The sequence below is a fragment of the Caballeronia sp. SBC1 genome (genome assembly GCF_011493005.1).
Classification (GTDB): Bacteria; Pseudomonadota; Gammaproteobacteria; order Burkholderiales; family Burkholderiaceae; genus Caballeronia.
Window position 1 is genome coordinate 1,173,766 of record NZ_CP049158.1, and the last position, 24,472, is coordinate 1,198,237.

The 24,472-nt window shown below is 60.6% G+C and carries 26 protein-coding genes; 17 read left to right on the forward strand and 9 right to left on the reverse strand.

The annotated features are described in order from the left end of the window. Positions 1-100: 100 nt before the first annotated feature. From SBC1_RS32090 to SBC1_RS32100, 3 genes are all read right to left on the reverse strand, one after another. Positions 101-448: a hypothetical protein gene (locus SBC1_RS32090; protein WP_165104353.1), complete on the reverse strand. Its 348-nt coding sequence runs from the start codon at positions 446-448 to the stop codon at positions 101-103. A 297-nt stretch (positions 449-745) separates the two neighbouring features. Continuing rightward, positions 746-1,636 (reverse strand): 3-hydroxyisobutyrate dehydrogenase, encoded by an 891-nt coding sequence (gene mmsB / locus SBC1_RS32095; protein ID WP_165104354.1) that lies wholly within the window; start codon positions 1,634-1,636, stop codon positions 746-748. Positions 1,637-1,685: 49 nt separating this feature from the next. After that, a complete protein-coding gene (locus tag SBC1_RS32100) occupies positions 1,686-3,230 on the reverse strand; it encodes a CoA-acylating methylmalonate-semialdehyde dehydrogenase (protein WP_165989121.1) in 1,545 nt (514 codons plus the stop codon). A gap of 232 nt (positions 3,231-3,462) precedes the next feature. On the opposite strand from SBC1_RS32100, the gene SBC1_RS32105 reads away from it, so the two are divergent. The 7 genes from SBC1_RS32105 to infA all read left to right on the forward strand — a co-directional run bounded on the left by SBC1_RS32105 (position 3,463) and on the right by infA (position 8,960). Then, entirely contained in the window at positions 3,463-4,416 is a 954-nt protein-coding gene (locus SBC1_RS32105) for a LysR family transcriptional regulator (RefSeq protein ID WP_165104356.1), read from the forward strand. Positions 4,417-4,642: 226 nt separating this feature from the next. Beyond that, positions 4,643-5,629: a M23 family metallopeptidase gene (locus SBC1_RS32110; RefSeq protein ID WP_165104357.1), complete on the forward strand. Its 987-nt coding sequence runs from the start codon at positions 4,643-4,645 to the stop codon at positions 5,627-5,629. A 73-nt stretch (positions 5,630-5,702) separates the two neighbouring features. Next, positions 5,703-5,993: a hypothetical protein gene (locus SBC1_RS32115; RefSeq protein WP_235210534.1), complete on the forward strand. Its 291-nt coding sequence runs from the start codon at positions 5,703-5,705 to the stop codon at positions 5,991-5,993. Between the two features lie 96 nt (positions 5,994-6,089). Then, the gene (locus SBC1_RS32120) at positions 6,090-6,527 is read left to right on the forward strand and encodes a polymer-forming cytoskeletal protein (RefSeq protein WP_165104358.1); all 438 of its coding nucleotides are present in this window, start codon (positions 6,090-6,092) and stop codon (positions 6,525-6,527) included. Between the two features lie 172 nt (positions 6,528-6,699). Further along, on the forward strand, positions 6,700-7,674 hold the full coding sequence (gene corA, locus SBC1_RS32125; protein ID WP_165104359.1) for a magnesium/cobalt transporter CorA: 975 nt from the start codon (positions 6,700-6,702) through the stop codon (positions 7,672-7,674). 634 nt (positions 7,675-8,308) lie between these two features. Further along, positions 8,309-8,602, forward strand: a complete 294-nt coding sequence (locus tag SBC1_RS32130; protein WP_197500291.1) for a hypothetical protein — start codon at positions 8,309-8,311, stop codon at positions 8,600-8,602. A 91-nt stretch (positions 8,603-8,693) separates the two neighbouring features. After that, positions 8,694-8,960, forward strand: coding sequence for a translation initiation factor IF-1 (infA, locus tag SBC1_RS32135; RefSeq protein ID WP_031361766.1), 267 nt, complete (start codon positions 8,694-8,696; stop codon positions 8,958-8,960). Between the two features lie 183 nt (positions 8,961-9,143). On the opposite strand, the gene SBC1_RS32140 is transcribed toward infA, so the two are convergent. From SBC1_RS32140 to zwf, 3 genes are read right to left on the reverse strand one after another with little or no spacing between them, the layout of a single operon-like run. Next, on the reverse strand, positions 9,144-10,034 hold the full coding sequence (locus SBC1_RS32140) for an HAD family hydrolase (RefSeq protein ID WP_165104360.1): 891 nt from the start codon (positions 10,032-10,034) through the stop codon (positions 9,144-9,146). Further along, positions 10,031-10,885 (reverse strand): ROK family protein, encoded by an 855-nt coding sequence (locus tag SBC1_RS32145; protein ID WP_165104361.1) that lies wholly within the window; start codon positions 10,883-10,885, stop codon positions 10,031-10,033. Before SBC1_RS32145 ends, SBC1_RS32140 begins: the two co-directional genes overlap by 4 nt. Before the next feature lie 10 nt (positions 10,886-10,895). Continuing rightward, positions 10,896-12,449, reverse strand: a complete 1,554-nt coding sequence (gene zwf, locus SBC1_RS32150) for a glucose-6-phosphate dehydrogenase (RefSeq protein ID WP_165104362.1) — start codon at positions 12,447-12,449, stop codon at positions 10,896-10,898. A 204-nt stretch (positions 12,450-12,653) separates the two neighbouring features. Between zwf and SBC1_RS32155 the strand changes: the two genes are divergently transcribed. From SBC1_RS32155 to SBC1_RS32200, 10 genes are all read left to right on the forward strand, one after another. Then, complete coding sequence (locus SBC1_RS32155; protein WP_165104363.1) at positions 12,654-13,556, forward strand: arylamine N-acetyltransferase; 903 nt, start codon at positions 12,654-12,656, stop codon at positions 13,554-13,556. Between the two features lie 9 nt (positions 13,557-13,565). Beyond that, positions 13,566-15,269: a penicillin-binding protein 2 gene (locus SBC1_RS32160; protein WP_165104364.1), complete on the forward strand. Its 1,704-nt coding sequence runs from the start codon at positions 13,566-13,568 to the stop codon at positions 15,267-15,269. 183 nt (positions 15,270-15,452) lie between these two features. Next, positions 15,453-15,788: a hypothetical protein gene (locus SBC1_RS32165; protein ID WP_165104365.1), complete on the forward strand. Its 336-nt coding sequence runs from the start codon at positions 15,453-15,455 to the stop codon at positions 15,786-15,788. A 96-nt stretch (positions 15,789-15,884) separates the two neighbouring features. Then, the gene (locus SBC1_RS32170) at positions 15,885-16,163 is read left to right on the forward strand and encodes a hypothetical protein (RefSeq protein ID WP_165104366.1); all 279 of its coding nucleotides are present in this window, start codon (positions 15,885-15,887) and stop codon (positions 16,161-16,163) included. 567 nt (positions 16,164-16,730) lie between these two features. Beyond that, the gene (locus SBC1_RS32175; RefSeq protein ID WP_243830318.1) at positions 16,731-16,937 is read left to right on the forward strand and encodes a hypothetical protein; all 207 of its coding nucleotides are present in this window, start codon (positions 16,731-16,733) and stop codon (positions 16,935-16,937) included. 259 nt (positions 16,938-17,196) lie between these two features. Then, the gene (locus SBC1_RS32180; RefSeq protein WP_165104368.1) at positions 17,197-18,222 is read left to right on the forward strand and encodes a fatty acid desaturase; all 1,026 of its coding nucleotides are present in this window, start codon (positions 17,197-17,199) and stop codon (positions 18,220-18,222) included. A gap of 60 nt (positions 18,223-18,282) precedes the next feature. Then, entirely contained in the window at positions 18,283-19,095 is an 813-nt protein-coding gene (locus SBC1_RS32185) for a phosphate/phosphite/phosphonate ABC transporter substrate-binding protein (RefSeq protein WP_165989123.1), read from the forward strand. Between the two features lie 164 nt (positions 19,096-19,259). After that, the gene (locus SBC1_RS32190) at positions 19,260-20,249 is read left to right on the forward strand and encodes an LLM class flavin-dependent oxidoreductase (RefSeq protein ID WP_165104369.1); all 990 of its coding nucleotides are present in this window, start codon (positions 19,260-19,262) and stop codon (positions 20,247-20,249) included. Between the two features lie 282 nt (positions 20,250-20,531). Then, positions 20,532-20,750, forward strand: coding sequence for a hypothetical protein (locus tag SBC1_RS32195; protein ID WP_370469672.1), 219 nt, complete (start codon positions 20,532-20,534; stop codon positions 20,748-20,750). 406 nt (positions 20,751-21,156) lie between these two features. After that, on the forward strand, positions 21,157-21,474 hold the full coding sequence (locus tag SBC1_RS32200) for an H-NS family nucleoid-associated regulatory protein (RefSeq protein WP_165104370.1): 318 nt from the start codon (positions 21,157-21,159) through the stop codon (positions 21,472-21,474). Positions 21,475-21,897: 423 nt separating this feature from the next. Here SBC1_RS32200 and SBC1_RS32205 read toward each other — a convergent pair whose 3' ends face one another. From SBC1_RS32205 to SBC1_RS32215, 3 genes are all read right to left on the reverse strand, one after another. Continuing rightward, complete coding sequence (locus SBC1_RS32205; RefSeq protein ID WP_165104371.1) at positions 21,898-22,818, reverse strand: flavin reductase; 921 nt, start codon at positions 22,816-22,818, stop codon at positions 21,898-21,900. Between the two features lie 74 nt (positions 22,819-22,892). Then, positions 22,893-23,720, reverse strand: a complete 828-nt coding sequence (locus SBC1_RS32210; protein WP_165104372.1) for an alpha/beta fold hydrolase — start codon at positions 23,718-23,720, stop codon at positions 22,893-22,895. Continuing rightward, positions 23,710-24,297, reverse strand: coding sequence for an amino acid synthesis family protein (locus SBC1_RS32215; RefSeq protein ID WP_165104373.1), 588 nt, complete (start codon positions 24,295-24,297; stop codon positions 23,710-23,712). The genes SBC1_RS32210 and SBC1_RS32215 overlap by 11 nt, the downstream gene beginning before the upstream one ends. Positions 24,298-24,472: the final 175 nt, after the last annotated feature.

A 24,472-nucleotide genomic window follows, 5' to 3' on the forward strand; every position in this document is an offset into this window, starting at 1 on the left:
GCCTGAAACAACCAAGTAAAAAGCCCGCTCGAACACAACATTCGAACAGGCTTTTTATTGCTGCGAGAACCTGAATAGCGCTACCGCTTACGGCGCGCGCTTACATTCCATATTGAAGCGCGAGGTCGAATCCCAGCACCACCACCGAGCAGAACACGCCAAGCAGCAAGTTAGCCGCACGATGTGCAACGTCATGGTGTTTCGTCAACATGGCTGCCGCCATGAATGCGATTTCGACAATGATCTGCATCGCAAATACGGCTAGCATCAGCGCGAACTCATACCCCATCGAACTGAAGTCCGCGAAGTTGAAACCACGCACAGCCACCCACGAACCTACGCGCCATAACTCATACGCCAACAGCACCAATGGGAACAGGTAGCTGAACACGTAGGTCGGCAGCGTTGCGTGCCGCAATTCCATGTGAAAGTGACGAGTTGTTTGCATCTGGCTCTCCTTGATCCTGGCTATTTGCCGCCAGCATTTCGCTGGCCTCAACTAACTTATCAACTAACTAAATAAATTAATAAGCAACTCAAAGCGGCTTCGCTGACTTCATCATTTACTTACTAATAAGAATGAAGACAAGAACGTCGTGCTTTGAGAATAGGCCAAAATCAGAAGAAGCGAATCATCGTATTCCCCATGTCCTTGATTAGCATGGCAGAGCGACCGCCATGCTGCAACGCAGCTTAATAGGTCACATAAAATGCATTGCAGCAATTCGGAACCAGCGGGTTTTAATCAGGCATCCTCGCTACCGTACAACTTGATGATGGCGGAGAAGTCCAACCCGCCCAAGCCCTGCATGCTCATGGTCTGGTAAAGCTGCTGCGCGAGCGCGCCCAGCAAAATGGGTTGCTTGACTTGACGCGCTGCATCAACGGCCAGCCCGAGATCCTTCAACATGAGGTCGGCACCGAACCCCCCGGTATACCCGCGTGACGAAGGCGCATTCGGCAGAACGTCAGGGTAGGGATTACACGTATCGGCGCTCCAGCAACGTCCCGTCGATGTGTTGATGATTCCTGCAAGCTTGTTGGGTTCGATTCCGAGCGACGCGCCAAGTTTCATCGCTTCCGCCACGCCGATCATCGAAATACCGAGGAGCAGGTTGTTGCAGATTTTAGCGATTTGACCGGTCCCCGTTTCGCCGCACTGAACCATGTTCTTGCCCATGCCCGCGAGCACCGGTTTGAGTGTTTCGAACAGCGCTGCATCGGCGCCGACCATGAACGTCAGCGTGCCCGCCTGCGCGCCGCCAGTGCCACCGGACACGGGAGCATCGGCGAACGGATTGCCCTGCTTCAACGCGGCTTCGCCGACCAGGCGTGCGGTCGCCGGATCGATCGTACTGCTGTCGATCAACGGCACGCCCGGACGCACCCCGGCGAGTACGCCATCGGCATTCAGATAGACCGCCTTCACGTGCGCGGCGGCCGGCAGCATGGTGATCACCACCTCGCTTGTCTGCGCCGCCTCACGGGGCGAAACGGCGGTCCGCGCGCCTGCATCGACAGCCGCCTGCAACGCCGTCTTCGATAAATCAAAAACCGTCAGCGAATGACCTGCTTTCAGCAAATTAGCGGCCATGGGTCCGCCCATGTTGCCCAGTCCGATAAAGCCGATTTCCATTGCGTTTCCCCTTATTTATTTCGCCCGGACATCTCAAACGGACAACTGCTTAGCGTAGCGAAATAGTTGTGTTGACGCCGTCGTTGACGGTGGCGTCATCGAACCAGCGCGACGTGACGGTTTTCGTTTGCGTATAAAACTGCACGACCTGTTTGCCATACGGCCCGAGGTCGCCCAACTTCGACCCGCGCGAGCCGGTAAAGCTGAAATACGGCACCGGCACGGGAATAGGAATGTTGATCCCCACCTGGCCAACATCGATCTCGCTCTGGAACTTGCGCGCGGCCGCGCCGCTCTGCGTAAAGAGGCCGACGCCGTTGCCCATCGGATTGCGGTTGACCAGTGCGATGGCATCGTCAAGCGTTGCGGCTTCCAGCACGCAGATCACCGGACCAAAGATCTCCTGCTTATAGATGGTCATGTCGGTGGTGACGCCTGAGAACACCGTCGGGCCAATGAAATTGCCCTTCTCATAACCCTCGACCTTCACATCGCGACCATCCAGCGAAAGCGTTGCGCCTTCTTTCACGCCCGCGTCGATCAGCCCGAGGATCCGTTCCTTGGCTGCCCGCGAGACGACCGGGCCAACGTCGGTATTCGCCTCCGTGCCGCCGTTCACGGACAACCCGCGCGCCCGCTCGACCAGCTCCGGCAACCAGTCCTTCGATGCCCCCACGAACACCACCACGGAGGTCGCCATGCAACGCTGCCCCGCCGCCCCAAAACCCGCGCCGGCAAGCGCGTTCAGCGTCTGCTCGCGGTTTGCATCGGGCAGCACAACTGCGTGATTCTTCGCGCCCATCATGGCCTGCACGCGCTTGCCGTGCTGGCTGCCGAGGTTGTACACGTGCGTCCCCACATGCGTTGATCCGACGAACGAAATTGCCTTGATGTCGGGGTGCGTGCAGATGGCGTCGACCACGTCGCGGCCACCGTGCACCACGTTCAGCACGCCCGCCGGAATGCCGGCCTCGATCGCCAGCTCGACCAGCTCCATGGTGGACAACGGATCCTGTTCCGATGGCTTCAGCACGAACGTATTGCCGCAGACGATCGCCATTGGGAACATCCACAGCGGGATCATCGCGGGAAAGTTGAACGGCGTGATGCCGGCGCACACGCCTATTGGCTGGCGCAGCGTGTAGGTATCCACGCCGCCCGCGACGTTTTCGGAGAATTCGCCCTGCTGCAGCGTGCCGATCGAACACGCATGTTCGATCACTTCAAGGCCGCGGAAGATATCGCCTTCGGCGTCGGGCAGCGTCTTGCCCTGCTCGGCTGTCAGCGTCTGCGCGATCCGCTTCATGTTCTGGCGCACCAGATCCTGGAACCGCAGCATCAGGCGCATGCGTGTGCCGAGCGGCGTCAGGCGCCACGTCTGGAACGCTTTTGCTGCCGACGCGATGGCGGCATCGACTTCTGCCTTGGTCGCGAACGGCACCCGGCCGACCACGTCCTGGGTCGCCGGATTAACGATATCGCGCCACTCCTGCGTCGTCGATTCAATGAACTCGCCGTCGATCAGCAATTTGGCCGTGCGCACGCCTGCGTTGGATTGTTCGGCCTGCGCCGGACGGTCAGCAGCGGTATTCATGAGAGAGGCTCCTTGAAAACGAGAACGTTCCGGGCCGGAACGGGATGAGAGAGACGCGGACGCACGCACGGATGCCGTGCGGGTCGCCAAGGGGAAATGTCGTCTCCGGATTATTTGAATGTTGTCGGCTTGCCCATGACGCAAAGGTACACAGCACGTGCAGGGCGAGTCCACAAGGTTCAGTATAGTTATGCAAATCTCTTCGAAGTATGGATACAAATACCCATCCGATATGCAAAAAAGCACGCCTCCGGGCATCAGCAACCTGAACTGGGACGACCTCCGGTACTTCCTGGAAGTGGCGCGAACCCAGCGTGCAAGCGGCGCGGCGAAGCGTCTGGGGGTCGATTACACGACCGTCGCGCGCCGCGTGCGGGCGCTGGAAGACGCGCTCGGCACCCTGCTCTTCGACAAATCCCGCAGCGGCGGTTTCATCCTGACCGCCGAAGGGCAACGCCTGCTGGCGTACGTCGACGCCATGGAAACCACGGTTCAGTCGGCGACCGAGCACATTGCCAACTCCGGGCACGCGTTGTCCGGGCACGTACGGGTGGGCTCGACCGAAGGTTTCGGCTGCTTCTTTCTGGCGCCGCAGCTCGCGCGTTTTCAGGACGCGCACAGGCAGATTTCCATCGACTTGTTGCCGGTGCCGCACTTCGTCAGCCTGTCCAAACGCGAGGCCGACATAGCCGTCACACTGGAGCGCCCGGAACACGGCCAAACCGTCTACACCAAACTCTGCGATTACCGCTTGCGCCTCTACGCCACGCGCGAGTATCTCGATCAACACGAACCGGTCACCAAGGTGGAGGACCTCACAACGCATCGCTTCGCGAGTTATATCGACGACCTCGCGTTCAGCTACGAACTGCTCTATCTCGAACGCGCGGTTCCGGGTGCGGTTTCGCGTTGGCGCAGCACCAGCGTGATCGCGCAATATCACGCCGCGCTGCAGGGCCGCTCGCTCGCGATCCTGCCGTGTTTCATGGCAGCGCAGGACCCGCGCCTCGTGCCCGTTCTCGCCGATGACATTGTGGTCACGCGCGCGTTTTATCTGTCCTGCCGCGAAGATTTGCGCAAATTGAAACGCATCACAGCGGTGTGGAACTTCCTGCGCACAGTGGCTGAAATCAATCGTCCGCTGCTGATGGGCGAGGCGCGGGAGATGCTATGGAGCGAAACGTAGAGCCCGTGAATTTCGCATTTAGTCAGCTCCACTTATATATGAGATACGCATTCGCGTAACAGGTGCATAATCGTCCGCCCATAAGGCTTTCCGCCGTAGCCCTGCTGCGGCGTTTTCACATGGACGTGACCTTTATCCATCTCATTATTAACACTCGCAGACAGACCGGTAATTCTCCGCTCGCACGTCTTCTTTTGCCTGCGCGTTTGCCGCGCCCGGTGCACTGATGGCGTTCGTCATCTGGTCACGCCGGAACGTGTCACACCAGCGTGTGCGTTTCGTCGAAGCGCGCACTGTCCGCGCCATGGTGATCGTCGCCGTCATTGCGATGATCCTGGCCGCGCTCGCGCTCGGCATCGCCATTGGTGCGGCCATGGGCAATACCCACGCAGCCGAAGAGAAGTCGCAAACAGAGCGGCGCTCCTATGAAATCGATGAACTCGGCAAGATCAGCGCAACACTCACGCATATCGAACCGCGCGTGATCGAACTCGTGTCACAAGTGAACGAACTTCAGGACTTCGAAGCACAATTGAAAGCGGCGCGCCGCGCGGCTGACCGGCCGGACATCCACGTGGTTCCGCCGCTGCCCGATAACGACGATGAATCGCCGCTGGACAGCAGCGCCTCGGGCGGTCCGTCCCTGCCACCGCGGCTCTGCGACGCCCAGCGCGCCGCTCAAACCGGGTCCGCGCCCCAGCGCCTGAAGCGCACGCAAAGCGCGCTGGATTGTCTCGATGCAACTATCGGAGCGCTCGATGACGCCGTGCTCGCGCATTACGCTTCATACATGGCGTTCCCAGGCCGCCAGCCCGCGCCCGGCGCGCGTTCCGGCTCGCCGTTCGGCAACCGCATAGATCCCTTCACGGGACACCTGAACTTTCATCCGGGCGTCGATCTGGTCGCCCCCACCGGCACGGCCATCTTCGCGAGCGCCGGCGGCCGCGTGGTGCAAGCCGGACCACACGGCGGTTACGGCAATGCGGTCGATATCCAGCACAGCAGCGGCGTGATCACCCGATACGGGCATACATCGAAGATATTCGTGAAGGTGGGCGATCTTGTCATGCCCGGCCAGAAGATTGCCGAAATCGGCTCGACCGGACGCTCGACCGGACCGCACTTGCACTTCGAGGTGATTATCGATGGCACGCAGGTCAATCCCAAACCTTATCTCGCGCTCTTCAAGCTGAAATCCGATGCCGCAAGCTGATCGAAACAGGCCGACGCACAAGCTCACGCGCCGCACCTATTCCCTGACGTCGCGACGCGGCCCGACCTGGCCCATGTTGCTGCTCGGCACGATCGCCGCCGCCTGCGCGGCGGCGGCGCTGGCAGCGGCCGGCTTTGCGCTCGTCACATCGCGCGACATCAGCAAGAAGGCCGACGCCTTGTGCGCGCCGCCCATGTCCGAACGCGAGATCCGCGAGCAACTTTCGAAGGCGCGCATCGCGCTCGACCATGAAGTGGCGACACGGCTCGTCATGGAGCAACAAGCGTCTGAAAGCCTGGCAGAAATTCACCGAATGCGAACTGACCTGACCTTCCTCAAGCGTCAGCGGGATAAGTCCAACTGACCGATCCCTGAGCCACCCTCCACGCCCTCCACGCCGGCACACCGCTCCGCCCAATACCGGCAACCATTTTGCAATCCAGACCAGAAGGGGTTTCCCATGTTCAAGAAAAAATCTCCCGGCGTCAGTCAAGCCAAGCTAGCTACGCTGATCGCACACGATGTCCAGATAGCCGGCAACCTCGAATTCAGCGACGGCCTGCGCATGGATGGCCACGTCAAGGGTAACGTGACCGGCCGTGCGGGCGAGCAGACGCTGCTGGTGGTCAGCGACCAGGGTTCGATCACGGGCAACGTCAATGCCTACGACATCGTGATCAACGGAACCATCACCGGCGACGTAACGGTGGAACATTTTGTCGAGCTGCAATCGAATGCGCATGTGAACGGCAACATCTACTACCAGCAACTGCGCATGGACGTGGGCGCTTCCGTGGAAGGCAAGCTCACGAAACGCGACAACACGCTAGCGCCGCAGATGGAAACGCCGCGGCTCAGTTCAGAGATGACTTCGGACTACTCGCATAGCGAGACGTGACTTGCGCGGCGGCTGCGTTGCAGGACGACGGAAGACGGCTCTCGCGCAGTAAGCGCCTGACAAATCCGCTAAGATTCACGGCAAGTCCGGCCATGCCCCCGTCACGCGCTGCCTGTCTTCGCAAAAGGCGGCATGCGCCGGTTCCATCATCGGGCGAGAGAGGCAGGAATCTATGCTGGTCAATTGTGCGGCTTACCAAAAAGGCCGCAAGCTCGCCGACGTCGCTATCGACGACATCGCGACCTATCGGGACGTCCCCGACTGCTTCGTGTGGGTCGCGCTGAAAGACCCCGGGCCGGGCGAACTCGCGCATATGGCGCATCAGTTCGGGCTGCACGAACTCGCTGTGGAAGACGCCCAGAAAGGTCATCAGCGTCCAAAGATCGACGAATACGCCGACTCGCTGTTTTGCGTGCTCCACACGGTGGAACTCGATACCGACAACGAACTGGTGGTCGGCGAGATCAACGTGTTTGTAGGCAGCAACTATGTGCTCTCCGTTCGCAACCGGACGAGCCAGGGGTTCCAGGACGTGCGCCAGCGCTGCGAGCGCGAGCCGCATTTGCTGGAACACGGCCCGGCGTTCGTGATGTACGCGCTGATCGACAACGTAGTGGACCGCTATTTCCCCATTCTGGAGACGCTCGGTGCAGAACTCGACGAACTCGAGGAACGCATTTTCGAGCGCAATGGGTCGGCGGCGTCGCGGGTGATCATTGAAGACCTGTATTCCCTGAAGCGCCGGCTCGTGCTGCTGCATCACACCGCGCCGCTGCTGGAAGCGGTCAGCAAGCTCTACGGCGGCCGCGCACCGGGCATTTGTACCGGTATGCAGGACTATTTCCGCGATGTCTACGACCACCTGCTGCGTATCGTGAAAACGATCGAGGGACGCCGCGAAATGATCGTGACGGCGATCCAGGTCAACCTGGGCCTGATTTCTTTGGCGGAAAGCGAAGTGACCAAGCGGCTGGGCTCGTTTGCGGCGCTCTTTGCCGTGCCCACCATGATCGCCGGGATCTACGGCATGAACTTCCACCGCATCCCGGAACTCGACTGGACCTATGGTTATCCGGCGGTCATCGGCGTGATGCTGGCGGTGGACATTGGCCTTTACTGGCGGTTCCGCAAGGCAGGATGGCTATGATGGTTATAATGGAGCATTCGATGCCGCTGGAAAGCGGTTGGGATGACGGAAAACGATTCGACAAGTAACCGCGCGGTTGCCGTCGACGGGCACGTTAGCATTGCAGCATCGAGAGGCGGGGCCTCCGGCGACAGCGGAACTTTTTTCTGATTTGCTGTCTAATATTACATAGTGCGCCTATGGCGCAGCGTGTTTGCCACGGCAACAGCGATCCACCCAACATTTCAGCGCAACCCCTTGGCTGAATGTCATCGCCCCGGCAGTGTGGGCTCCGCAACCGGTCGCGGCCCTGCATTCGTCTTCAAAGTTTAAACAGCAGCGACGTCGACGGTTGCTTGTTTCCACGCGCTGTACCGCGCATGGTTGCATGGGTAATGCATGGGCAGCGCAAATTGGGCGGCACACGTGTTACCGCGACGTTCTTCAACACCTACAGCCCAGCGAGCGGCTGCGCCATGTGTGCGCCGCGCGTCATTTTTTGCTCGATTTTTCGCTCGATTATTGCTCGTAAGCGCTTGTCGACCGCACGTGCCAAGGGGCGCTGAACGGTCGGCGGAGCGGTTTTCAAGGCATCGGCCGCACCATTTCGATGCCCGGGCGGGCGCCATACAGGAATTCAGGAATTATGAAAGAACTGGTCAAGCCGCTTAAGACGTACAAAGGTTATGAAATTCATCCGCTGATTTACCCCCGTGGCGCCCGTGACGGCGGTGCGGCGGTTCGTGCAGCGGATACCGGCTACGAAGCGTCCGTACGCATCCGCCGCGCGCCGCCGGCAGGCGAGGAAGCAACGGGCGAAAGCCGCGTCTTCCGCATTGAACAGGCTGGATCGTTCGAAAACGGCGGCCAGGCTCGCCGGGCGTGCTTGTTGCATGCGGAAAAGCTGATCGACGGCCAGATCGACGGCCAGACTGTTGCGGATCTGTGACTAGACGCGACTGTTAGGCGTTAAAAGGCATCGCGAGGTCGGGCCGGTCTCGCATACAATCGCAACGAATGAATGATTTAAGGAGCTTTATATGGCGAAAGAAGAGTTACTCGAGCTGGACGGCATTGTTGATGAAGTGCTTCCCGACAGCCGCTACCGCGTGACGCTGGACAACGGCGTGGTCGTGGGCGCGTACGCATCGGGCCGCATGCGCAAGAACCACATCCGGATTCTCGCGGGCGACCGTGTGACGCTGGAATTGTCGGTGTATGACCTGACGAAAGGCCGGATCAACTTCCGGCACAAGGACGAACGCGCAACGGGCGGCGGTCAGCGTCCGCAAATGCGTCGCCGCTAAGCAGAAAGCTGTCGTGACGCGCTGTTAAAGCGAGTCCCGCGCAGTCCTGTTCGCCGGAGTCGAGAGCAACGCTTCGTCGGCGCCACCGCTGGATGCTGCTGGTCAGCATCGCATGGCGCCGATGTCGCTCTCTTGCGCGTATGCTTTCGCGCGCATTCAACTCACGCGGTTTTGACCGCACAATCATTTTCCCTTTCGGGCCGCCAGCAATCCGTTGAGGCCTGCGGCAAAGCCGTCTTTATCGTTCGTGGCCGACACAAACGTCGCGTGCGATTGAACGTCTGCTGACGCCTGACCCATCACAATGGAAACGCCCGCCACATCGAACATGGCGACGTCGTTGCCCATGTCCCCCAGCACCGCCACGTTTTCCAGCGCAACGCCCGCCAGCCGCGCCAGTTCGCGCACGCCCTCGCCTTTGTTCGCGAGCGGATGCGTGATGTCGAGATAATAGGTTTGTGAGCGCATTGCCATGGCGCGGCCTTTGAGCGTGTCCTGGAACTCCGCCTCCTTGCGTTGAAGCAACGCAGCGTCCTTCGTCGACGCCACGATCTTTTCGATCGAGTCCAGGTCAATATCGTCAAAACGCTTGACCACCACTGCGTCGTATCCCACTGTCCGGCGCTCCAGCGGCACGTATTCTCCGCCGGGATTCGTGATGTACCACTGGTCGTCGATGAACACCCACGCGTCCACTCCGTCGCGCTCCAGGCTTTCCAGGGCCGTTTGCGCGGCGTCGCGCGGCAACCAGTGGGCGCTGAGGGTCTTCCAGCCGGCGGGATCGACGAGTTTGCCGCCGTTGAAAGCGGCAAACGGCGACTGGACCCCAAGCGTTTCCACAATCGAATGCATGCCCTTGCCCGGCCGGCTGCTCGCCACCGTGAAGCGGACACCCGCGGCGGTGAGATTGCGCACGGCTTCCTGCGCGGGCTCACCAAGCGATTTGTCCGTGTAGAGCAAGGTGCCGTCGCAATCCGAAATCACGAGCTCGACCTTCGCCAAGGCCGCCAGCGCCTGCTCCGCATCGCCATGACCGGAACTGAGCTTCAGACCAGTAGCGCCAATGGATGTCATTCAAACGCTCCGGCCGGCAATTGCCGCGTCTCGCGCACTGAACGCGGGTGCCATAGCCGTGCGCCGCCTTCAATGCCCGCCTCGTTCGAGACCACTTTCACGTTATCCGGCAAGGCGAAATTGAGATTGGCTGCGTTGCCGCCGCCAATCCACAGGCGGTCGTAATTCACTAGCGAACTCAGGATGCCGATGATCTTCTCCACCCGGCGATTCCAGCGCTTGTTGCCCGCCTTGTCGCGCGCCGCATTGCCGATATATTCGTCGTACGTCTTGTTTTTGTTGACCGGATGATGCGCCAGCTCGAGATGCGGCATGAGTTCGCCATCGCGGAAAAGCGCGGTGCCGGCGCCCGTGCCAAGCGTCAGCACGAACTCGATGCCCTTCCCTTCGATGGCGGCAAGTCCCTGCATTTCGGCGTCGTTGATAATGCGCACCGGCAGGCTCCCCAAGTGTTCGGCCAGCAGGTCCGCGAGCGGCACGTTGCGCCAGAATTCGTTACCGAGGTTCGGCGCGGTCAGCACGTGGTTGTCCCGCACAACGCCCGGAAAGCCAATCGAGATCTCCGTGGCCGGCAGCGGCGTCAACAGCGGCCCGACCAGTTCCACCAGCTTCTGAACCAGCACGTCCGGCGGACAAGGATGCGGCGTGGCCACCTTTACCCGCTCGGTTTCCATCTTCCCGTGCGCATCGATAATCGCCGCTTTCAGGCCCGTCCCACCTACATCAATGGCGAGAATCCGTTCTTTCACGGTCGTGCGCTTGGTCGTCTTGGCTGTGGCTGTTTTCTTACCCGCGCTCGCCTTGCTCGCCGCCGTCTTCTTCACTGCTGCCTTGCGCGCTGCTGTCCCCATACTGTTCTCCTCAGTTCTTGTCGTCGTGATCGGTCTTTTGCGTGTGCTCGTCTGCCAGCGGGCGCCAGGCGCGGCCGTCGGCCTTCAACAGGTCGTCGGCTTCCTTCGGTCCCGCGCTGCCTGCAGTGTAGCCATGTACCGGCAACGGGCCGCCTTCGGGATGCAACACGTGGTCAACCGCCTTCCAGCTTGTTTCAATGCTGTCGGCGCGCTGGAACAGCGTCTCGTCGCCGAGCATACAGTCGTACAACAGCGTTTCGTAACCGACGTTCGGCTTCTCATCGAAAAAATCGCCGTACTTGAACGATGACTTGACGGCCCCAACCTGCATCACGGGTCCAGGCACCTTCACGTTGAAATCGAAGCTCGTGCCGTGTTCCGGGTCGATACGCAACGTCAGTACGTTCGGCACAAGGGTGTCCACAGGCGTGTCGCGGAACAGCAGGAACGGCACCGCTTTCAGTTGCACCGATATTTCCGTGCGCCGCGCCGTCATCCGCTTGCCGGTGCGCAGATAAAACGGCACGCCGGCCCAGCGCCAGTTCTCGACGAACACCCGCGCCGCCGCATAGGTCTCGACCTGACTATCCGGCGCGACATCGGCTTCTTCCCGATACCCCGCCATGGTCGCGGATTTTTCGTACTGCCCGAGCACCACGTCATTGGGTTTCAGCGGCTGGATCGCGTCGAAAATTTCGGCTTTCTTGTCGCGCACGGCTTCTGCGTCGAATGAATTCGGCGGTTCCATGGCGACCATGCCGAGCAACTGGAACAGATGGTTCGGCACCATGTCGCGGAAGGCGCCCGTCTGCTCGTAAAACCCGCCGCGCGCTTCCACGCCAATGGTTTCCGCCGCCGTGATCTGCACGTGATCAATGTATTCGCGCCGGAAAATGGGCTCGAACAACGCGTTCGCGAAGCGCACCGCAAGGATGCTCTGCACCGTGTCCTTGCCGAGAAAATGATCGATACGATAAATTTGGTTCTCGCCGGCGAACTTGAGAATGCTCTCGTTGAGGTCCTTGGCCGATGCGTAGTCGTGCCCAAAAGGCTTTTCGATCACCACGCGCCGGAAGCCCTGGTCACTCTCCTTCATCAATCCCGCCCGGCCCAGCCGTTCGACGATCGGTTTGAAGAAGCGCGAACTGACAGCGAGATAAAAAATGACATTTCCGCTGTCACCCAGTGTCTGCTTGAGCTTGTTAAATACGTCGTCGGTCTCGAACTCGCCAGCCACGTATTGCAGGCGATCCGCAACCCAGCTCCACGCTTTGTCATCGAAATTCGCCGTGTGAAAGGCACCGGATTTATCCGCGGCGAATTTTTTCAGCGACTCGGTCAGTTGGTCCCGCCAGGCGCTCGTCTCGAGCTCGCCGTGGTTCACGCCAATGATCTTCATCTTGTCGTCAAGCAGGCCATCGGACGACAGGTTGTATAGCGCCGGCATCAGCAGCCGTTTGGTCAGGTCCCCGGCTGCGCCGAAGATGACGAGCGTGCAAGGCGGGGCGGGATGCTTGCCGGCAGGTTGCGGGGAGGAAGTTGCGGTAGCGAGTGAGGTCGACATAGGGTTCTTTGAAAGAAGAGTTGAGCGCACTGCTTATTAAAGACCATGTTGGGCACGTCACAGTTCAAAATCCTGCCCAAACGGCCTGGTTGTGCTTGTCTGGTGTATGCAATCTGTAATCGGCACGGGCGCTGTGCCGTAGAATGTCGGCACCTCGCGGCGGCTCGCCCGGCCTCGTTTCCATTACCCGTGCAGGAGTTCCACATGAATCAGACACTCTCCCCGGCGCAACTCGCCGCCTATTTCGACCGCATCGGCTTTGTTGAGTCCAGCCGCGGGCCTCAGCAGGCTACATCAGAGACGCTGCACGCGCTGCATAGGCTACATCCGCAATTCATTCCGTTCGAAAACCTCGACTCGCTGCTCGGGCGCACGCCGCGTCTCGACCTGGAGTCCGTGTTCGCGAAGCTCGTGAGCGCGCGGCGCGGCGGGTATTGCTATGAACACAACCTGCTGTTTCGCGCGGTACTGAACACGCTCGGCTTCGAGACCACAGGTCTCGCCGCGCGTGTACTGTGGAACGATCCCGCCGCCATGACGCCGCGCACCCACATGATGCTGCTGGTCGAAACGCCCGACAACACCTGGCTCGCGGACGTCGGCTTCGGCAGCATGACGCTGACCGCCCCGCTGCTGTTCGACACGGGCCGCGAACAGGCGACGCCGCACGAGCCGTTTCGTCTTGACCTGATCGAGCGCGGCGATTTCCTGCTGCAAGTAAAGCTGGGCGATACCTGGAGGCCGATCTACCGTTTCGACCTCGAACCGCAATTTCCCGCCGACTACGCCATGGCGAACCACTATGTGTCGACGCATCCCGAGTCGATCTTCGTGGACCATCTCATCGTGGCAAGGGTCATGCCCGGACAGCGGCGGACCTTGTTCGACACGAGCCTGACCCAGCGTGGCAATACCGAATCCACGCGAGAATCCAAACGCGAACTCGCCAGCGCTGAAGAGTTGCGCGGCGTGCTGCAAGACACGTTCGTGCTCCCGCTGGCCGACAGCGATTCCGACACCCGCCGTGAAACCCCGGCCGGCGGACTCGATGCCGTGTTCGAGCGCATCGTCCGCTTGTCCACGTCCGTCACGTCCACCACGTCCTGAATCGTCACGATGCGTAAAACCGCTAAGCGAGCCCATGAATCTTATCGGACGCCCGTGAAAAACGCGGTGCTCGAAAGCCGGCTGCCCCGGTGGCGCTCCACGCTGGTCGTGCTGCTGATGTTCGGTGCGTTCGCTTCGCTCGCCGCACGCGCGCTGTGGGTGCAGGTCGTGAACCAGGACTTTTATATCGGCGAGGGGCAAAAGCGCTATCAACGCACGCTGGAACTCAGCGCGACGCGCGGACGCATAGTCGACCGCAACGGCGCGATGCTGGCCGTGAGTCTCGCGACCTATGCGATCTGGGCCACGCCCTCGCGCTTTGATCGCGAGACAGTGCCGGGAATCGCTCGCCTGATCGACATGCCCGAGAAGGAACTAACCCGCCGCCTCGACGCTTCGCGCTCATTCGTGCTGCTGAAACGGCAAGTCGATGCCGACACGGCCACGCGTATTGCGGAAACCGGGCTTGCAGGCATAACGCTTGTGGCCGACACGAAACGCTTCTATCCCGAAGGAGAATCGGCGGCTCACGTGGTCGGCTTCACCGATATTGAAGACAAGGGCCAGGAGGGCATAGAACTCGCGGCAAACGACCGGCTGACCGGCGAGCACGGTCAGCGTGAAGTGATCCGCGACCGGCTTGGCCGTGTGGTGTCGGAGATCGGCGAGGTCGCGTTGCCGGAGAATGGCGAGACCATTCATCTGACTATCGACCGCCGGATCCAGCAGCTCGCGCACACGCAACTGGCCGCCGCCATCACGAAGCATCGAGCGCGCGCGGGTAGCGTTGTGGTGCTTGACGCGAAGAACGGCGAGATCCTCGCGCTCGCGAACTATCCGACCTTCGACCCCAACGACCGTGCACGCCTGACCGGCGAGCAGTTGCGCAACCGCGCGCTGACCGACACGTTCGAGCCGGGCTCGACGATCAAGCCGCTGGTGGCGGCGCTGGCTATCGACCTTGGGTACGTACGGCCGGACACGCGTATCGACACATCGCCAGGGACGTTCAAGCTCGGGCCGAACGTGATCCACGATACATCGAACCACGGTGTCATCACGGTCTCCGAAGCCGTGCAGATGTCGAGCAATATTGCGCTGACGAAACTCTCGCTCAAGCTTCGCCCGCAAACAGTGTGGGACAAGTATCGCGAGTACGGCATCGGCCAGGTGCCGGACCTGACTTTCCCGGGCGCGGCGACCGGACGTCTGCGTGCGTACCAACGCTGGCGCCCGATCGAGCAGGCGACCATGGCCTATGGATATGGCCTGTCGTTGTCGCTGTTGCAAATTGCACAGGTTTATACGGCTTACGCGGGCAATGGCGAGTTCCGGCAGTCCAGCTTGATTCGCGGCCAGGCTACACGGGAACCCGTGCAAGTCACGAAACCCGCGACTGCAGCGGCAGTGCGCAACATGCTTGAACTCGCGATGGGACCCCGTGGCACGGGACGTGCGGCAGCGGTAGAGGGGTATCGCGTGGGTGGGAAGACCGGCACGGCCCGCAAACAGATCGGACGCACGTACGCGGCGAACAAGTATCGCGCGTCGTTCGTTGGCATGGCGCCGATGAGCGACCCGCAAGTGATTGTTGCCGTGATGATCGATGAGCCGTCAGCCGGCTCCTACTACGGCGGGACGGTGGCTGGGCCCGTGTTTTCAGGCGTGGTCGGCGGCACCATGCAACTTCTCGGCGTGCCGCCGGATGCCTGAATGCCGGCGACGATGCGTGACGGTCCCCGAGGTCTTTTGAGCGGCCGCAGGTTTTCGTCCTCGCCGTGCGGCCTCCGCGCGGACGGAAACCGTAAGGCCGCTATGCTGTAATGTCAGATTGCCGTAGTCGTGCTGTAGTCGAACACTTCGTAGAAAAGTCAGTCGCAAACATTGAAGGACACCATGAAAAAGATTGCCTGCGCTCTCGCGCTTCCGCTGTTTTTGCTGCAAGCGTGTACCACCCAGTTCCATAACGCCGATGCCGGTCAGCCGGAAGTCGAAACGGCGCCTAACGCGTCGGTGACGAGCATCGTCCAGTGCCTGACGGATGAAGCGAAGAAACACAACGCCACATTCAAGCAAACACCCATTCCGCAAGGCACGATGCTTGAATTCGGCGATTCCAACGTGATCAAGGTTCGCTTCGATAACGGTGAAACGTCGTACCGGTTTTATCCGGGCGAGCGGCATGTGTCGAACCTGTGGCTCGAAGGCGCGAGCAAGAAATGCGCGCCTTGACCTTGAGTTTGATTTTGACCTTGAACCGGTTTAGCGAGGTGTTTCATGGCGCCGGTTTCATGACACCTTCGGGCTTGCTCTTTTGCCGGGCTGATCGTGCGCTCGACTAAAGCTATCAACGCCGTGGAGCGGCTCAAGACACGCTCCGGCAACCCGCACTATGCCGCCGTTAGCCTGAACGGCGGCCTGTTCTATCTCGTCGATCGGGCGGCAAGCGGTGAGCAAAAACTTTCCGCACCGCAGACCATGGACGATTTCGTGGCCTTTGTGAACGGACTCAAACCAGAGAAACCGCGACGCGTCAGCAAGCTCGACCTGGCAATGGACGAGCAGATAAAACGCAGCGGCAAGCCTCGGGCTCCCGAAGACGCGTGACGCGCTCTCGCGCACGTCACTTGATGTCTTGGGCGTACTCGACGCGCCTGCGTCGTTAAAGCCGCTTGGTAGCTCTACGAAGCTGCTATGAAGCTGTTTCGAAGCTCCTTCATAACGATCTCTCGATCTCTCTCCTGCCTGCGCGGCATCCCACTGCCAGCCTCAAGTATTGTTCCGCCGGGTATTAGCGTCGTTCGGCGTACTTGCTTCGTGCCCCAGCCCACGGAAAACGTTTGCATCGCCCGGTTAATCGCGCGCTGGGTGCCTTCAATGTGCGATTTCAGACGGTGCGTGAATCCAGCCCTTGCGACTATGTATCAACGGTCGAATCAAACCGGGGACCGCCCAACGCGAGCATAAAACGCGCAGGCGAAGGGGTATAGCTGGACGCAGCAATGAACACACCAGTCATCGATAGAATCGACAACGTGCTCAGAAGCTGGCCGGCAAGAATGGGGGCGCAGGATGAAAGCCAAAAGAACGCCGACGTCAGAAGGTCCAAGAACGTCGACACAGGCCGATGCGGAGCTTCAGCACATCGAACGGGCCATAGGCCAGCTTCGGGCGATGAGTCAGAAACCGGCCGGCACGCTCAACGTCGAATACTGGCACGAACGCTTGAACGCAGTCTGCACCGACTACGTGCTGGTGCCGGCGCAAAGGCGTCGGGTAGATGCGTTGCGTAAAGTGCTGGACTCGTTCTCGCAACCACAGAGCGACCCCACCTCCGGGCGCAAAAGAACAACCAACAGGCTTTGGGCGAAAGCGGCGTAACCACGGCGCTTTCGCCATCGCGCATCGCGCGCGTAATCGACGGCGGCCTTCAGGCCGCCAGATGTCGTGTTTCAAGGGTGTCTATCGTTCCAGCGCTTCGTCGTCGCATTGAGATGGCCCTCCCCGGCCCACTAACTTTCACCGCGTTCAACCGCTCGATCCTCGATTCTTCGCAGGGGAACAAGCTTAGCGGGAATGCTTGGTTTGGCAGGCGGCGAAGCGTCGTTAAGATCGTGGCTCGTTCTGTCACTGAATTGCCATGAGCCTTTATATAGACGATGCTCAACGCCATCGGATACATCAGCTACGCGCGTCCTGGCGCTGGCGCAGCGAATGGCCCACCTGGCTTCTGATCGTAGCCATCTATGGCGGCTGGTTCGCAACAGCGCTTAACGCCCAGTCGATCGGCTTACCGCTGGCGGCAAGCATTCTCGCCGTACTGTCGTGCCTGTATTTGTCATTGCAGCACGAACTCCTGCACGGCCACCCGACACGCTTCCCCTTGTTCAACGCGCTGCTCGGCGTCGCCCCGCTCGCGGTCTGGTTTCCTTACGCGGTGTATCGTCAGTCGCATCTGCGCCACCATAACGACGTTCATCTCACCGATCCCGATCTCGACCCGGAAAGCTATTTCGTTTCCGCCGAACGCTGGCGCGGCGCCGGCGCGGTTGTACGATTCCTGCTGGTTATCCGCAACACGTTCCTGGGGCGCATTGTGCTCGGCCCCTGGTTTTCCATCGTGGAAACGATTGTGTCCGCGTTCACCCAGATTGCGCGGGGCAATGGCCGTATCGCCGGCGCGTGGGCCTTGCATCTCGTCCTGCTCGGACTTCTCGCGACATGGCTCCAGCGCCGCTGCGGCATCAGTCCCGCGCTTTTCACATTCGGCATTGGCTATCCGGCACTCGCGTTGAGCGCGATCCGTTCGTTCCAGGAACATCGCGCAGCCGATCACGTGCCCGAACGCACGGTCATCAACGAAGCATCGTGGGCGTGGCGCCTTCTGTTCCTCAACAACAATTTTCACGCCGTTCATCACGACCTGCCGAGCGTGCCGTGGTTCGCGCTGGCAAGCGTTTATCATGGGCATCGGGACGCGTATCGGGTGCGTAATGGCGGTTTTATCGTGCGTGGTTATCAGGAATGGCTGGTGCGGCACGGCGTCCAACCGGTTGCGCCCGCATTGCATCCGCTTCATGCACGGGCCGCCAATCAGCTTGCGCAAGCTCAGGCTGGGCCTGCCGGCTCAACAACGCTTGGCGGCGACGCCGCGCAGCCTGTCTGATGTGTCTTTCCGGCCAGGTGCCGGTATGAGTATCGGCTGGCGTAATGGGAAAGAATTTGCATGAACTGGGTGGCCGCATTACCGATGTACAACGTCACGCCGGAACTTGCCGGCGACTGGCGCGTTTTGCTCGATCATGTTCACCGGCGCCTGCGGCCGTGGCTTGACGCCCGCGGCGACACGCTCTCCATAGTCGATCCCGGGACCTCCCTGCAGGAATTCTGGCTGCGTGACGACCTGCTGCTGTCGCAGACATGCGGCTATCCGCTGGTACGGGCGCTCGGCGGACGCGTGCAACTAGTCACTACGCCAGTTTTCACCATCGATGGCTGTGAAGCCGGCGATTATCACAGCGTCCTGGTCGCGAGGGCTGCAGCCCAGGTCACGTCGCTCGCGCAATGCCGCGGTCTGCGCGCGGCGTACAACACCCCCGATTCAAACAGCGGCATGAACTTGCTGCGCGGCGCGGTTGCACCGCTTGCCGGCGGCCGACCGTTCTTTGCATCAGTGATCGAAACGGGTGGGCACCTGGCGTCGCTGCAAGCCCTGCAGGACGACCATGCCGATATTGCCGCCATCGACTGCGTGAGCTTCGCGTTCGTACTCGAGCACGTTCCGGATCTTGCCCGTGGTTTAGTCGAAATCGGCACGACACGAAGTTCGCCAGGCTTGCCGCTGATTGCATCGAAACGGGTGCCCCCGGAGGGTATCGAGGCGCTGGTAAGCGCACTCGCCGACGCCGTCGCGCACGATCGTTCTCTGGCAAAACGGCTCAAGCTCGGCGGTTTTTCGAGGCGTCCGCTAGACCACTACGAGAGCATTGTTGAAATCGAAACTGACGCCGTTAAACGCGGTTATCCCCGCCTCGCCTGAGGGCGGTCACGGCAGACTTTCCTGACTTTCGGCACAATCGGCTTTTACCCGCGTGTAAGGTGCGCCCTGAGGTGCGTCCTGGATTTTCGTCCGGGATTGGTGCTTGACGGGATCCGGATCGCCGGTGCCCGCGCGCCGCCATACACGAAGTCATGGAAGCCGCAATGATCCCGTTTTCAGTTCTCGATTTATCCCCAGTTCCCGTCGGGTCTACTGCCGCCGACGCGTTCCGCCACTCGCGCGAACTAGCCCAGCACGCCGAAAAACTCGGTTACCTGCGATTCTGGCTGGCCGAGCATCACAACATGACCGGGATTGCCAGCGCCGCGACGTCCGTGGTGATCGGGCACGTCGCTGCGGGAACGAGCACGATCCGCGTCGGCTCAGGCGGCGTCATGCTGCCGAACCACGCGCCGCTTGTGATCGCCGAGCAGTTCGGCACGCTGGAGTCGCTGTTTCCCGGACGCATCGATCTTGGCCTTGGCCGCGCGCCCGGCACCGACCAGACGACGGCTCGCGCGCTGCGCCGCGATCTTCAGAGCAGCGCGGACAATTTCCCCGATGACGTCGTGGAATTGCAGCGCTATTTCGCCGATCCGGTGGAAGGCCAGCGTGTGCGCGCCGTCCCCGGCGCCGGATTGAACGTGCCGATCTGGCTGCTCGGCTCGTCCACCTTCAGCGCCCAGCTCGCTGCCGCGCTTGGCCTGCCGTTCGCCTTCGCTTCGCATTTCGCGCCCGACTACCTGCTGACCGCGCTGCAGGTTTACCGGAGCCAGTTCCGCCCGTCGAAGCAACTCGACCGCCCCTACGCGATGGTCGGCGTAAATGTTTTTGCCGCCGACACCACGGAAGAAGCAGAGTTTCTCTTCACATCGTTGCAACAGCAGTTCATCAACCTGCGACGCGGCACGCCGGGCCAGTTGCCGCCGCCCGTCAAGCAGATTCCTTGGAACGAGGCGGAACGCGCCGGCGTGGAGCATTCGCTCGCCTGCTCGGTGATCGGCGACCAGCGTCAGGTGGAGGCCGGACTTGCCTCGCTGATCGAACAAACCCAGCCGGACGAGCTGATGGTGACCGCGCAGATTTACGATCACGCGGCCCGTCTGCGCTCGTTCGAGATCGCGGCGCAGGCCCGTACGGCGTTGGCGGCGTAGGGGCAGCGTAAGGTCGGCTGCATGGCTCCCGGATGTCAACCGGAAGTCAACTTGATGTCGACTGTTAAGCGGCCTGACGAACACGCATTCGGACGCTGGACGGGTATCGTTTTGACAAGCAATAATGAGGTTGGCGGCTTTGAGATCCGCCGTCCTGCGCCCGCTTTTAGTGCCTTCCTGTGAACGTCAGTGGCGGGTAAGCCGTTCGAAGGGTCTCAACAGATAAGATGTTGGATATCGGAAGGGAGAAAAGGAATGACCAGAAGTCCCGCCACAGGATCCATGACCTTGCTGACGGAGCGCGATGAAGCCACCGGTCAGGAAGTGCGGACGTTGCGCCTCGAACCTGCACCGGATGGCAAGGCCGTTCTGCTGATAGAGATTGATGAAAGGAAGGCCGGCATCCATCGTGAGGTGCGCTATGAAATCACGCCGGCCGAACTAATTGCGGCAATTCGTGCACACGGCGCAGAATTACCGGGCGAGCAACATAATCGCTAAAATGATTTAGGCATACAATAGCGGCATTCGGCGCTATCATTTCTTCGTGGCGCCCGCGGTTGTCTGGACGAATTGTTGAAATTAGCGACTGCACCATGGTGCTTTTGAAACATGAGCAGTCGCCAGCCGTGCACCGATCTGGTCGTGAGCTTTCAGCCGCTGATTCGGCGGCTTACGCATCTCGCACCGATCTCAAACACAGTAACCAGTTTGTCGAGCCGCTTGCTCGCAGGAGTCCGATTATCGGGCGCTGCGAGTTAAAGCGGCAATTTGCGGTATTACACTAATTGACGCGCGTCACTCGGCGCGCCACGATTTTAGTCAACCCACACATTCCTCGAGCCGCCCCGGTCCGCGCGGGCAGATGGCTCGCCTTCAAGAAAGTAAAAGCTGAATCAGGACAGCCGTGGACGAAAGAAAGCGAGACAGCATCATTGCCTATTTGCGCAGCCGAATGGCTGAGTTTGGCATTACCGAAACAGCGCTGGCCGAAGCACTGGCCGACGTGCAGGTTTCCGTCACCCCTCCTCCCATGACCAACGGTTCGAGCGCGGCGTCAAAGCGCGCACTGCCGTCTATGCCTTCGTTACCAGAGAGCGCCAACGGCACCACGCCGGTATTCAGAAGCGCTAGCGGCGACACATGGGACGGGACGGGCGACATGCCAGAGTGGTTGAAACGCGCCGTGCATGCCGGGCAAGATATCGAGTTTTACCGGGTTTAAAGCCACTCGCCAGGACCCGGTGAGAACCACTGATGCAAACAGCAGCGCCCTGCACCCGCAATGCCTTGCGGCATCGGGCGAGTGTCCCTGCGCGCCATTTGAGCAGCGCTATCTGAAGATTCAGGAACCGTCCGCCCGGTCATTCGGGAAACGGCAGTTTCCGTCTGATTGTTCGCCTTTTGTTCGCCCGCAGTTTGCTCGCCTGGGGTTGTTTTTTAGCCGAATGTATCGAGCATCATCGCGATCCGGCGACGTTCACTGGGGTCACATAGGCAGCGGCAGCCGATGCACGGGTATGGATCGCGTCGCCGACAAGTCCCGATGTGCGCCGGTTGCATGTGCGCCGGTTGCTCGCGAAAGCCGCGGATCAACGCGTCGGTGAGGTTATCGGCATTCAGGCGACGGGGACCGAATCACCCTGAATCACCCTAACGCTTGCACCATCCCCTTCTCCACATCACCCACATAAATACCGAACGCATCCTCCGTTCTCTCCTTCACATAGCGTCGCAGCATTGACGCAACGGCTGGATCGCGAATTCTGTCCCAGGGAATCGCGCCGAGCGGCACGTAGCGTACATCCGCGCCGGCAGGTGCATCATCAACAATGCGCCCCCGATAGTAGATATGGGTAACGCCCTTCTCCTCAAACACCGCGAACAGAAAATCCAGATTGGCATTCAGCCGATATCCCGCCAGCACACCGCGCAAACTAGCCGCATCCGCAAGCGGTTCCAACCGCGTCCCAATGGGCAATTGCAACGCCCCAGAGGCCGTCTCGATCAACACAAGACCCGCCGGATGCTCAAGGATCGCTCCAACCTGAGCCCGCTGACCATTCGCGGCCAACGCATCTTGCGACAAACTGAAATCCACGTAAGCACCACGGCAATACCCTAGCGGTGTCGCGCTCGTGTGCGTGAAATCCACCACGCGCCCAATCAGGATGATGTGGTCCCCGGCATCCACCACCTGATGCGTCTCGCAGTCGAAACTCGCCGCCGCGCCATCCATCACCGGGCTGCCGGTGCGTCGTGCATGCCAGCCGACCTGCGCAAACTTGTCCGCACTCTTCGAAGCAAACACGCCCGATACAGGCCGCTGATCTTCAGCGAGTACGCTGACCGCAAAACGCTGCGTCTCTGAAAACACCGGATGGCTGGAGGCCGTCTTCGCGATACACACCAGGATCAACGCGGGATCGAGCGACACGGACGTAAAGGAGTTCGCAGTAAAACCACGCGGCGAACCATCGGGTTGAATGGTCGTCACCACCGTCACTCCCGTAACGAATGCACCCAATGCACGGCGAAACTCGGCGGTATCGAAGGAAGGCTCGTTCATGCTTTTGCTCCTTAAATTAGCAGCTGATTCAGAGACCGGAAGACTCAAAGCAGCTCAAGTATTCAGTCAGGCGCTCAGGCTCCACTGGCTTCACGAATAAACTGGACCAACCGCTGGTTCACAAGCGCAGGCGCGGTGACGTTCATCATATGCCGCTCATTCGCAATGATTTCGGCACGGCCTCGCGGCGCGGCGGCTGCCATTGAATGCGACATCTCGGGACTCGAGTTCGGATCGCACTCGCCGGTCATGAACAACGCGGGCACAGTAAGTTGCGGCAAACGCCCGACATGAGCCTGGTCCGAACTCGCAAACAACCGATAGGTCCGTGCATAACCTTCCGGGTTCACCGTCGCAAGCAACGAACGCACGAGTTCCGCCACCTGAGCGAGATGACCCGGCACGGGATCGTCGAACCAGCGCGCAACCGTGGCGTCAATGCTGGGTTGCTCAAGCCCGCTACGCCCAAGCGAAGCCGCGCGCTGCATCACCGCGGCCCGCTGCGTCGGCGTGCGGTCGTACACCGCGTTCAGCGCAACAACGCTCGCCACCCGCTGCGGATATTGCAACGCAAACTCGAGCGCGATCAGCGAGCCCATCGAGTGACCGACCACATGCGCTGCATCAATCTGCAAATGGTCCAGCAATGCAGCAAGCTGTCCCGCGTATTCATCGAGCGTGGGTGAAGCCGCCGGCAAGCGGCTGGCGCCGTGGCCCAGCATGTCATACGACACCACCCTGAAACACGCCTGCAGCGCGCTCACCTGAGGCGCCCACACGCTGCGGTTCATCCCCACGCCGTGGATCAGGACGAGTGCCGGTCCCTCGCCCGCCACGCTATACGCCGTGCCGTCGAACACGCCGCTCATCGGCACACGCTGGGTCACCGTTTCATGCTTCATTGGACCCAAGCTCCTTCAGATCCTGATAGCGGTCGCCAATACGATGATGGGGCCGCCCGCCGATCGACGCGCCCAGCGCAATCACGAGCTCATCGGGGCCGGGGGCGTCGATGATCGAGAACTGGATGGTGAGGTAATGCGAGCGCATGCCTTCATCGCCCTTATGCATCAGCGGAATGGTGACCGGACAGTTAGGACCACCACGCAAATTCGTGAAGCTCAAATAGCTCTTCGCGCCAACCGCTTCGCGGAACTTGTTGCCAAAGCGCAGGGTGTGAATCAGCGCCGACGCATGCTCGATTTCACCCGACGTCCCGACAATCGCCGCTTTCCCATACCCCTCCACCGCCGCGCCCGATCCGGCAATCCGCAGGATTTCGCCGGTCAGAATCTCGCCCAGTTGCGGCGCGAGTCCGTGAATCTCAGGACGCAGGTCATCGACGAAACCACGCCCCGCCCACGGATTGCGCAGCACCGCCGCCGCCGCGAACAGCTTCAACGGCCGCTCAGCCGCTTTACCGCCTTCAATGAAAGTGTCTTCCACATAGGTAACCAGCTTGCGAATCTCAAGTTTCATGGGGTTTTCTCCGTAGGCAAAAACGCCGCGGCTTCATGCAGTGGCGCCGTCTAAGTATTATGGTATTCCATATTACTGGATGCAAGAATTTTCAACGATTGAGGGGTTTACGAGAGCACGCCGGGAAAGCTGAGGACGAAAAAAAAGCCGTCGACGTCGACGGCCTTCATAGCCT